Raw genomic sequence first — 12197 nt, 5'->3', positions numbered from 1 at the left:
ATTCAATCTTCAAAGCACCACCGGTAGAAAGGTCTGATCCGTACGCCGTCCTCCTCTCCTTCCTGATTATATGTGATAATGCTGCGGGAAACAAGGTTAACTTGTTTATTGAGACCGTAGAACCCTTCGGCTTCACGCTTCCTGTTGACGGCTGTCAGTTCGTAACAGACCTGAAAGGCATGGAAAGCATTGTCCTTCTGAGCGATAAAATCACATTCTCCGTTTCTACGAACAAAAGAAATATTATTGTATCCCTTATTTACCAATTCGTTATAAACAGCATTTTCCAGCATCTTTCCTTTTTGCTCTGAGAAGCGGAAACTCACGGCATTCATCAATCCGTTATCTATACAATAAGATTTATGATCGGGATGCGCACCCGGTTTTACGGAAAAAGCAAAGTTTGTAGCATCCACCAGTATATAACTGCGGACCGCAAAAGACAAATAGCTCTTGACTGTATTTTCGTTACTGTCCAAAGCCTGGGCTAAACTGTTGTAATTAAAGAGCGATCCGGTATTTGTCAGCAGGTAGTGCATTAACCGGTAAAATAAGCCTATGTCTCTTACACGGTTACGGGTGATACAATCTTTCAGGACGATAGACTCGTAATAACTCTGCAACAATTCTGTTTTTATGTCATCTGACAGTTCATGTAACACAATTTCTGGAAAGGAGCCCCATAGCATATACCGATCGATCAGCCGCAAAGCTTCCGTTTTACGTGCCAATATCGAAAGATTGTCGTTGAAACCATGTACGCCAAACAGTTCTTTCACGGAGAACGGACGCACAACATTGCTGAAATATCGTCCCGAAAGCAGGGTGGAAAATTGTTTATCCAGCAAATCGGAAGTAGAGCCGGTAATATAAATCTTTCGAAAGCGGCGTGTGTCATACGCCCCTTTTGCGAAAAGTTCCCAGTTTTTCACCTGCTGCACCTCATCCAAAAAGAGATAGAGGGATTTGATACCCGTGAGCACTTCCGCCTTTTCTATAATCGAATACAGTTCAGAAGGATTATTCCACAAGGAAGTAAAAACAGGTTCGTCCAAATTCAAGCGTAAAATAGATCTTGAATCCACACTGGATGCAATCAAATCATTGATTATCAATTCAAAAATGGTTGATTTACCGCTACGGTGAATACCAGTAAGCACCTGGATATGGGGTAAATCTTTTTTCTTAAACAATTGATTTAACAGCTCCCTTCTATACAGTGAAAGATATGGCCGCCCCTCCCAATGCCTGTTCAATCGAATAAGTGTTTCTTCCATAGAATGATGTATTTACGATTAGAGATCAAAGTTAGTTATTTTTATTTACACGAAACATACTTCGTATAAATAAATAAATATTCTAAGTATAATTAGAATAACCGGAAGTAAAAAACAGGCCTTCTTTATTGTAATTTTTTCAATGAATAATATGGGTACGTTCAATGAAATTTTAAAACAGATTCTATATCTTTCCGGTATTTTTCCTGATTGGAAAAACCCTGATCGGTGTAATAGCCATACAGAGTCAACACTTCATCACCTTTTCCTATGATGATCACTTGCTTATGTTTATAATCTTTTCCCATAAAATAAATGTTGTCAAGTGTTATTTCCATCCATTCCGCATCGGTATTATTAAATTGCAAGAGGTTGTGTCCGTCCGGTTGAAGCGAAAAAACAAGGGAGTCGATAAATCTTTCACTTTCACCGTATAAATAGAGCTTAAGCGCCAAAGAATCGAGTCTGCGGCTTTTAAAATCGAACGAAATGGAAATACTGTCCCTGGGCAAGGGTACGCTGTGTTGTAATTCGAACTGTAAGAACGGGTGATTTTGAAAGAGGAAGTTCGGCTCGTAAATGGCTTCAAACATATTGCCGGATTTTAGATCGATCACACTTCGAAATCCATTTGGAATATAATGCCAGCATTCAAAATCACGGAATTGTCCGGTCAATTCCTGAGGTTTTGTTGTAAAACAAACACAAATCAATATGCATGATAAAATTAATCTCATTCTGTTGTAATATAATGTCGCACTTATACAATACGTTACTGTTTCAAAGTTATACATAAATTTTTTCGCAATTTTCATCAAAAAAATATACGTAACTACTCAGCCTCCAATTTTTGAAACTTGAGTAATAAATATTCCATTTGGTATAAGGGGGTGCAATTTGAGTTATTCGTTTGCAAAAAGCCCGATTAACCCTTCCGGTGTAACAGTTTCCGCGCTTATACTGAATTTCGTGCATCTGCTGTTGTTATAAAATGCTATTTTTGCATTGCCGTTTTTGTCGGCTGTTACCATGGGATTCCAGTATAAAGTACGCCGATAGTCATTTGGTTCAGGTGGTAACATAGAGTAATCAGGGTTGTAAAATTCACTCACCTCGCTATATCCTTCCAACCATGTTTTCCGTACTCCTTTGGCGCCGCTGACAGGAATTTTCCCTTCATACGTTTCTATAAATACCACACAGCCATAAATAGAACAGTCTATTTTAAGGTCTTTTGGTGCGTAATGACATATTATGTCCCGATTTTCATTGATATAGACAGATTTAATGGCATCAAAATTCAAATATTGATGTATGTAACTGTCGAATTTCGGGTCATTATAACTGGCGTGTTTATAATTGATGATAAAAAGCGGAGGCTTCTGTTTGTATAATAATTGTTCTTTATCAAAAACACTTTTAGTAAAATACTTATTCATTTTCATCAATAACCGGTCTAAATCATCACCTATATATTCGCCTTGGTCAAAAATATTATCCATTTCTGTGTGTACATCATAATAGGCTACCGATGTGGAACGGTTGCGTAAAATATCCCGTTCTTTCGTATTTCTTTTGCCTATTACGGTTACTTCATCTAATAGATGCGTTTTTTCATCTATTCCCAAACCGGCTATTGAATCTCTATTAGCGTTGAGAGACAAGTCCGAATTATCATTCTCCTGTCCGGCTAATTCTTCTTCACCCATGGGTTCGTGATCCTTACCGGCAATGATCACCTGCATATCTGCATAGCGGTACTTCTTACGTTCGGGGCTAAACGCCCTGTCTAATAATATCAGGTGGTCTTTCTTCTTTCCTTTTTCACTTACCGTCAATATCATGCTCCACCTGCCGGATAAATTCGACACAAAAGAGAAACCTCCCTGTTCATCGGTAACAAAGGATTTGATAAAATCACCTCCAACCGCATTTTCTTCCCTTTTTTTAGTCAACATCATGGAAACATCAACCTCTGGCTGTGGCTTTTGTCTGCCTAAGGAAACCACCTTTCCGTGAATTTCGATTCCCTGTTCCGGGAGATACTTTATGTCAATCGGCTCAAGTCCGGACATTTGCTTCCACGAATAACGCCTCCATCCCTGTACCATCAGTAATTCATCAAGCGCACGTTCATCGCCTTTTTCAAAATAATATACAGGATTTCGGACAAACCCCCTAATTTCCGACATCAATAAAAGGTCGGTTAAAATATTTTGTTGATGTAAAACCTCATTTTCGCCATCCCTTACCGAAAAGGAAAAAACGGCACTTAACGGATTCGCTTTCTTATCGGTTACAGATATTTCCATATTAACCTCTTCGAAAGGTTTGTATGTGGATTTTCCGCTTTTTATTTTGAAATGTAAAAGGTCGTTATTCAAAAATTCTTTCATATTGATAAACACCAAACGGTCGCAAAGAATCTCTCCATTTGCATTAAACAATACAATTTGCGAAACTCCGGAAGAAAATTGTTTCTTATCTATTTTAAAAATAAAAGCGGCTTCTTCAACGTAGGAAAAAAAAGCGTTTTGTAGTTTTCCTCCGTTTAAAACAGCTATGCCGAGTATTTCTGCAGGGGTAGAGGCGTTTTTTCGTAGCGTAACGGCAACACTGTCGGTATGCGATAAATGATCCACCTCCATCACAACCCCCTGCGGTAAAGCGGTGGGCAATTCAAACCTGTATTTTTTCCCGGCGTATTCAACTTCGGCAATATCCCTTTGTCTTCCATGCACATCTGTCGGGGTGTACGTGAAAACACCCCTTCCTTCGTGCAGGGTAATGATGCGGCCTACTTCCCGGTCCGTGGCGTCCCTCACCACACCTGTGACATCTACCGGACTCCCGATTTCATCCGTAGCCTCAAAAGCAACACGTGACGCAACTCCCTGAACCAAATTGCCCCCTTCGGGGAAAAAGCGCAAATTCAATTTTTTCTCCTTTTTCTCTATTTTCCGAATAACCGTATAATTGCGAATACCCCATCGGGTAAAATTCAACATCCTTTTTTCTTCAAAATTACCTTCTTTTTTGGGTATGTCGAAGACAGGTATCAATCGTGAAAAGATAATGTCTTCACCAAAATTAAGCATATACTTAGTGTAGGCGCGAACTTCGAAAAAACCCGAATAAAACAGAAGGCGATTCAAAGTAAAATCACCATGACACACTCCGTTCTTAATCGGCAAAATTCGTTTGTCAACTATTTCACCGCCCGGATTTAGCAGTTCCACATACAGCGTTTTGCTCAATAGGCTTAATTGGTGCTGCCCCGAAGTAACATAACATTTAAACCAGATTTTATCGTTCTGATAATAAGATGTATTGTCGAAATGCAGGTACACCTTTTCCTGCGGAATATTTTTGGAAAAATTTTGAAGTGCTTCAATATATGGAGATAACTTTTTTATCTCCATATCTAATTCTTGTCCAAATACCTGGGTGCCAATAATCAACAAAAAAAACGATAACAGACATTTCATAATACTTATACGAATGAAACTTTATAATACATCTTTCGGTCAGTCTTTTTGAATGTTTGCCTTTCTAACTCGTTCACATAGTATGTGGGACGTTTTTACTGAATAATTTCCGGACAATCCCGGCCTTTTCCCGCCAGAGATTTTGAGAACCGTGTACCGACTCCCCAAGCCCGATAATTTTTTTCTTTTCCAGTTCATCCAACCCGGTAATTTTTTTCAGCGGGTACAACGATTCCACATTTAGATCAAAGTTAAACGACCGGAACCATTCATCCAGATGATGATTTTTAGCCTCGATACGGGCATCCAATATTTGAAAGGAAACGGTATCGTGTCCTAAAGTGCCTCTTTGTCCATTGAGTGTCACCTCGACCCATTCGGCCCCGGGAAGGTTATTGAAATGCGAAATTTATGATGACAATATCTTCGGTATTTGTTTGACCGCTACTGCAGGTGCAACCATCAAGAAAATTCCCAATATGCTATTAGCATAGACAGCATTGACCCCATTTGAATTATATACATATTCTGCTGTTTAGAATTGACGGCAAATCACTCGAAGATATCGATCGCTTCTGGATAAATGAGGAGAAGCAAGCCAAGCTTAATTTTTCAATTCGATTTCATCAGGCGTTTTCTGCGCTCGGCAAAGTAAATAAATTCACTTTGCGCTCGCTTAACGAAAACGTTCTTTTATCCGGATATTTCTGAATTTGACAACAGAATTGTGCCCCAAAAAAGCGATATGACCCCTTTCGTAAAATAACGAAGCGGGGATTTTATCGGCAGGAGTCCCTTTTGTGGCTTCTCTTAAATTGCCGTCAACGATTACCGTTCCGTTCAGAATGACTTTGATATGATCGCCGTCGGCAACCACCTCCTGATAATTCCACTCCCCGGAGGGTTTCAGGAAGCCCCGTTTTGCGGGTATCCAGCCATATACCGATCCATGGTACTGATAAGGCTTTAAATCTTTATATATAGGCGCTTCATTATCCAGTATCTGCAATTCCATGCCATCGTACCCGCTTTGTGCAGTTATCATTTTATGCCGTAATCCCAATCCGCTATTCGCTTCAGGAGTAAGTAAAAACTCAAAACGCAAAATAAAATTATCAAACTGTTGTTTTGTATACAAATTCCCATGCCCGGTTTTCGGATACATGACAATGCAACCGTTTTCCAGAACATATTCATCTGTATTGCTTGTCCATTGCGACATGGATGTACCGTCGAAAAGGATCCTATATCCCTCTTTTTTCTCTTCCTTTGAGAGGCGAAATCCAGTTCCTTTATCCATCGTTGTCTGTTGTGAACCGCTGTTTTTGGATACCTGACAAGTGACAGTCGTGAAAAAAGCCAGTAAAAAGGCAAAAATAATCTTTACATGTTTCATCTTGTTTATTTTCTTATTTTGAGTTCTTGGGCATCCCATTCAATGGCTTTATTGCGTAAATAGCTTTCATAACTTAACAGCGCCGGAGCTGCCGTTCTGACAGCGAAGAGGACGTCTGCGGTCAAGGGTATGTTGTTCCTGATTCCATTGATGAAATTAAAATGATGGTCATAATGTCCTCCTCTATACCCTTTCTCCGCATAAAAGACAAACTCCCGTGGAGATACTTTTTCGGGAACATCCATCCCTTGCCCCAATTGTCGTAATATCTCAAAATCCCTGGTATTCACATCTTCGATTGTTTTCAGGACAACTTTATCCCAACCGACATCCAACGAACCTTTCGAACCAACAATCCTGAAATCCATACTTCCCCATTTCCTGGATACGCCATCCACATAATTGGCTCCTAACTGCACCGTAAAAGCTCCCGAATTATTTCTATCCGGATAATCGAAATATCCCAACATAACATCGGGGGTATCACGTAACCCATCCGTATAGTACCGTATTCCTCCGGTAGTATACACCTTCTCCGGACCTATCGCATCCATGATATAATGAATACTGGAGAGGACATGCACAAACAGGTCTCCGGCTATGCCCGTTCCATAATTTTTCCAGTTTCTCCAGGCAAAGAAATGTTGTGGAGTAAAGGGTATTTTAGGTGCATTCCCCAGAAAACGGTTCCACCAGATAGTTTCTTCAGAGGCATCATCCGGGGCGGTAAAGGCATTTAACCTGCCCGGTGCCGCGGTGAACTGCCCGTCAACAAAATTGACAGGGCCGATAATTCCCTGTTGTACCAATAACCTGGCCGCCCTATTTCCTAATGAAGCCATACCCTGACTGCCCACCTGAAACAGTACTCCGCTTTTTTTCCGCGCTTCAATCAGGGCTTTTCCCTCACCCAATTTATGGATGACCGGCTTTTCGCAATACACATGCTTACCGGCCCGCATCGCCTCAATGGCTATCGGTTGATGCCAATGGTCAGGAGTAGCGATTATCACCGCATCGACATCTTTCCGTAAAAGAATCTCCCTATAATCTTTTGTAGCGAAAATTTCATTCCCCCATTGCGCCTTGGCATCCTTCAAACGTTTGTCATACAGGTCGCACACGCCCACCAACCGCACACCCTCAACCGTCAAGGCCGTGTTGGTATTGGCCGTTCCCATACCTCCTTTGCCTATCAGGGCTATATTGACAAAAGAGTTGGGAGATATGGACGTTTTCACCCCTTTAACCATTTTCTCACCGGCGGCGGAAAGCAATGAAGGAACCGAATTGAGCGCTGCGGCACTTATCGCCATTTTTTTTAGAAATTCGCGTCTGTTTTGCATATTTGTTTAGTTAACTGAAGTTAGAAACTGTTTTGAATTTTACGAGTAATTATTTTACGCTTATTTTTCCATTTTTTCATATGATTATTTTATTTTTTTATTTCGGTATACGGAACCTTCGATGTTCAAAATAATCATTCCCTTCGGGTATTTGATGATTATTTTAAACATGTCGGTTTCATATTGTTTTTTGCCCTTTTTCGCGCCTTTGAACTTTCATTGCTTTTAAGTGGCCCGCCACATTTCAATCAATGAAAATCCAAATCCATCAAAAAATGGCTAAAAAACAATCGATGAAAAAATTCAAAACAACTTCTTAGTTTTTATGAAAGGAAGATGTTTGGAAAAGAGGTCTCTTCCAGACATCTTCCATGCAATGTCAATCTATTCTTCCCCATACACATTAAATTCGGCTATGTCGCATTGCGCTCCGTTTTTAGTAGGAACAAAAAAGTCACTGATTACAAATTTGATGTATCGTGCCGAAGAGCCATCCTGGGTGAAAGTGTGTTCACGTGGCGCATTGCTGTTCACACTCCAATCAGACAACTTCGTCCAAGTGACATTATCATTACTGATCTCGAAATAGCCCTTTTTGACATTTCCTCTCCAAGCGTCGTTGGTGGGCTTAGTGAAACTAATTTTGTATATCTTATACGCACTCTTCATGTCGAAGATAAAAAAATAAGGAAGTGGCTTGGGATCATCCCATTTCGATCCCCAAAAAGTGGTTGTATTCCCATCGAGCATTTTTTCTGGGATACGATTAAGACCTACATACTGGGGTTCCTCACTGATACATGAATTCCAATCAATGATTTCCCAATTTGAGCGGTCGAGAAAGCGGGGGTTTAATCCAACAATTATTGGTATTTCCGCATTTACGGAAGGATTACTATTAAGTGAAACAGTAACCATAGCTGAACCCATACCAACCGGTTCGATTTCGCCATCTTTCACTTTCACAATGGATTCATCGGAAGATTTCCAAACGAGAGAAGAATCTCTCACCGCATAGTCTGACGGCAATATAATGGGAGTAACACTTTCTTTTACATTCAGCGTCAAAACCAAACCACCCTCCACTTGAATGGCAGTTATAGGATTCTCCAAAACTTCAACGGGAATAACTTTCCTTACAGATGGTTTATCCGCAACCGTGACTGTGATTTCAGCATTTCCGTAATAAACGGGTGTTACTATTCCATTCTCATCAACTCTCACAATGCTTTTATCTGAAGATTCCCAAATGATGTTGAAAGGAATTTTCTCATTGTAATTCGATGGTATAGGACTTGCTGCCAATGCGATTGTTTTTCCCATTAGTATTGGGAGAGCGTCTATAATTGCAAGATTCGCTTTGTTGGACACTGAAATCCCTTCAATCGGCAAACTTTTTATCACATCTACAGGTATCGATTTTTTTAGACCTTCGCTACTTGTTATATGAATAAAGCATGCCCCATCGCCGATCGCACGTACCAATCCTGTTGAGCTGACCGTGGCCACTGAAGCGTCGGTAGTTTCCCATGTAAAGGTCTGAGTTGTGGGACTTGCGGTGATTTGAAACTCCTCGCCTTCTATCAGTTCTATTGTAGAATTGGTGGTGTAAATAGTATATTCCACATCTCTTTCCGGACCATAGTTACAAGCTGAAAGCATCAACAAACCGGCAAAAATGAATGATACCCGATATAAAATTCTATTCATATTCTTTTAGCTTTTATCAGTTTTTAATTTGTCATTTGTCTTCTACCCGAATCAATCTTTCCTCCACTTCTCTCCATTCCGTAAAGCTTCCATTGCTATTTTTAAGTCGAAAACGGTAGTTCAAATAGAAAACTTTTTGCTTACTTGTGCCTTGTAAAAGGTCAGGAACATATCTGTTGTAACCTTTTACTTTATCAAGCATTTCTACTTCCATAGAACCATAAGGAGTAACCAAAAGTGTATTGTCTTCCTTTATCTGTACCACAACAGAGAGTCTCTCGATGTCGGCAACGGAGGTACTACTCCCATAGGTTTCGTTTCCAATAAACATCCTCACCTTATCTTTTTCAAGCGGCTGTACTAGCTTTGTGCCACTCAATACGGTGGTGGGGTTTGTCATGGTGCCACTTTTTGCATAATAAGTGGACACTAATTGTTCGGCATAATCATTCTCAATGGCTACACGGAACAGCACATCACTTTTGTCCGGATTCACATCATAATTTGAAACACTCCTGATCCTCAAGGGGATGAAATAAATCGAATCTGGTGACAAGCCCAACGGGCGCACTTTCACAGGCACCCTCGCATAATGATAATCCGAATTAGCAGGTAGTGTTACCGAATAGGAATCAATTGTGTACCTGTCTGCGGATAATAATCTGGCATACTCATTCTCATAATTATAATTCAATCTATTGAACTTGTCAAGCATTTCCGGATTCGGCTCGAGCGTTATCGTGATATCCTTTTCATTGCTGTTTGAACCTCCGCATCCAATGGAAACATACCTGACAGGTTCTTCTTCATTGAGTGTATAGGATGCGGCATAAACATTTTCAGAGCCACTTAACAAATAAACCAATGTTTTATATTGTTCTTCCTGATAGATGATGTCAGTGTTGCAACCGGCCATGCTAAGTGCCAGAATGCAGGTAATCAATATGGATAATGATATTTTCATATGACTATTTTATTTTTTTATTTCAATTAATACTGGTATCCAGGGTTCTGATCCATCGAAGGGGATTTTCTTACCTCGTTCAATTCAATGGGAACGAGAATCAACTTTTTATCCACCACTCTATTCCTGGCTACTGTCTGATTGACAGGGACAATATTATAAAATGCCAAGCCATCAGCATCCATGTCCATGCCCTGAATGGGTTCTCTTTCCGTAATTTCGTATTTACCCCAGCGCCGCACATCCCAAAAACGAGCATTTTCGTGAAGTAGCTCTACCATCCGTTCGCGTTCTATCAGACCCTGCATGGTTTCTTGAGAAGCAAGCTCAGCATCCGTAAGCCCGGGTAATCCGGCCCTAAAGCGAACCATGTTGAAATAATAACGCATTTCTTCTATATTCCTTGACAGTTGATAATCACCGACGGTATGAGTAGATGTCAGATTATTTAAAGCTTCCACATAAGCGAGTAAGATTTCCGCATACCGGATTATAGGATATGCCTTCTCTAACCGGCGGGAATTTTCATAACCTGTTCCTTGTCCCGGAGCTCCCCATGAATCTTCCGGGTGCACAAATTTTTTCAACGAGTAACCTGTCGTGTTTACGTTGTATGGCAGATTTCGGGTAGAATTTTTGCCGGCGTTACCATTCAGGTTATACCAAAACTGGACATTCCTCTTGCTTAAATTTGAAGTGGAAAGCATTGGCCAAAGTGCTCCGCTGAATCCGATGCTGGCATAGAACCTCAATTCGCGGTTTACATACATTTTATGGACATTCCCTTTTAGCTTATAGCCTGAAAAATCCAGATCAGTTCCATTATTCCATATACCATCGGTAGAGTAAGGATAGCTTTCACTCGAATTTTCGATAGTTCGTCCGTCCGCCATCAAATAGGCATCAATCACTTTTTGCGGTATCGCTACAGTGCCATATCCATTATATGTTTCATAGGGAAAAGCGTGTCTCGAATAGTTTTCCAAACCGGATGACCTCTGCGCCCACAGGTACTCAGGATTACGCGCAAACGGCGATTCTCCTGTGAACATATCAGCATATGACCGGAACGGGTCAATATCTCCTGCGCCTAACGGAAAATTATGTTGCGGCACATTATCGGGCAGGGGTGCAGTATCCGTCATTTTTTTCACGGTATGCAAAGCATAGATATTCATGTCTATGATACGCTTGCAAACCGCAGCTGCCTGAGCCCATTTACGCTCGTCGTATGTTTGTGAAACATAATTGACATTATCAATTGATCTTTTCCATGTTCCGTACGTTCTACGGGCTGCCGATCCGCCATTCCAGAGTGGACTTGCCTGGATCAACCGCAGACGGGCGCTCAACCCCAGCGCAGAGCCGGCAGAGGGACGTCCGAAATAACTGGGTGTGACTTCTACCGGCATGAGGCCTGCGGATCGTTCCAATTCGCCGCAAACATAATCCACCGATTCGTCGAATGTGGCTCTTGGACGGTCGTAGTAATCTTCCGTTTCATTTGTTTCCAGCACGTCGTCGCCCAATATCACAATGGGACCATAATACATCATCAATCGGTAATAGGCATAGGCGCGCATAAAATAGAGATAGCCCATAAGTTCATCCTTTTCCTGTCCGTTCAAGTCTTTGGCTTTGTCTATGTTTTTAAGTATCGTATTGACTTTGCGAACAATGATATACATACTGTTCCAAATGTTAAACGACCTGAGATTGGTAGGAGTTATGTTTCCCTGTACAAAATCCAATGAGGTATAGTCGGAAACCATGATCGAAAATGCCTCATCGCACGCATATGAACCCAATTTGTCAAATTTGTAACCCTCATCGGGGAACAGCGACGCGATATTCCATACGTAACGTTCCAGATTTGTTTTGTTGACAAAAATGGAATCATACTTAAATGCTTCTTCAAAATTATCGGCCACGTCCAGATAATTGCAAGATGACAACGTCATCAGAACTACGCAGGCACAAACTATGGTGTGTTTAAATATATTTCTCATCCTCTTA

9 protein-coding genes are annotated in these 12197 nt (G+C 40.8%); all 9 read right to left on the bottom strand.

Annotation, left to right across the window (positions count from 1 at the left end; translation table 11 throughout):
- Positions 1 to 2: 2 nt before the first annotated feature.
- The 9 genes from D7D25_RS04665 to D7D25_RS04625 all read right to left on the bottom strand — a co-directional run bounded on the left by D7D25_RS04665 (position 3) and on the right by D7D25_RS04625 (position 12190).
- Positions 3 to 1277, bottom strand: coding sequence for an ATP-binding protein (locus tag D7D25_RS04665; RefSeq protein ID WP_122967787.1), 1275 nt, complete (start codon positions 1275 to 1277; stop codon positions 3 to 5).
- A gap of 161 nt (positions 1278 to 1438) precedes the next feature.
- Positions 1439 to 1894, bottom strand: coding sequence for a hypothetical protein (locus tag D7D25_RS04660; protein WP_148038853.1), 456 nt, complete (start codon positions 1892 to 1894; stop codon positions 1439 to 1441).
- A gap of 285 nt (positions 1895 to 2179) precedes the next feature.
- Positions 2180 to 4699, bottom strand: coding sequence for a hypothetical protein (locus D7D25_RS04655; RefSeq protein ID WP_255417179.1), 2520 nt, complete (start codon positions 4697 to 4699; stop codon positions 2180 to 2182).
- A gap of 139 nt (positions 4700 to 4838) precedes the next feature.
- Positions 4839 to 5132, bottom strand: a complete 294-nt coding sequence (locus D7D25_RS04650) for a hypothetical protein (RefSeq protein ID WP_148038852.1) — start codon at positions 5130 to 5132, stop codon at positions 4839 to 4841.
- A gap of 309 nt (positions 5133 to 5441) precedes the next feature.
- A complete protein-coding gene (locus tag D7D25_RS04645; RefSeq protein ID WP_255417178.1) occupies positions 5442 to 6161 on the bottom strand; it encodes a DUF1080 domain-containing protein in 720 nt (239 codons plus the stop codon).
- 5 nt (positions 6162 to 6166) lie between these two features.
- Positions 6167 to 7477, bottom strand: coding sequence for a Gfo/Idh/MocA family protein (locus tag D7D25_RS04640; RefSeq protein ID WP_255417177.1), 1311 nt, complete (start codon positions 7475 to 7477; stop codon positions 6167 to 6169).
- Positions 7478 to 7891: 414 nt separating this feature from the next.
- Positions 7892 to 9217 (bottom strand): Ig-like domain-containing protein, encoded by a 1326-nt coding sequence (locus tag D7D25_RS04635; RefSeq protein ID WP_122967781.1) that lies wholly within the window; start codon positions 9215 to 9217, stop codon positions 7892 to 7894.
- 31 nt (positions 9218 to 9248) lie between these two features.
- Complete coding sequence (locus D7D25_RS04630) at positions 9249 to 10181, bottom strand: BT_3987 domain-containing protein (protein ID WP_122967780.1); 933 nt, start codon at positions 10179 to 10181, stop codon at positions 9249 to 9251.
- Between the two features lie 26 nt (positions 10182 to 10207).
- Positions 10208 to 12190 (bottom strand): RagB/SusD family nutrient uptake outer membrane protein, encoded by a 1983-nt coding sequence (locus tag D7D25_RS04625; RefSeq protein WP_122967779.1) that lies wholly within the window; start codon positions 12188 to 12190, stop codon positions 10208 to 10210.
- Positions 12191 to 12197 lie beyond the last annotated feature (7 nt).

It is taken from the genome of Proteiniphilum sp. X52 (assembly GCF_003712195.1).
In the GTDB taxonomy this organism is placed as follows: Bacteria; Bacteroidota; Bacteroidia; order Bacteroidales; family Dysgonomonadaceae; genus Proteiniphilum.
This window is presented reverse-complemented; position numbering and strand designations above follow the sequence as displayed.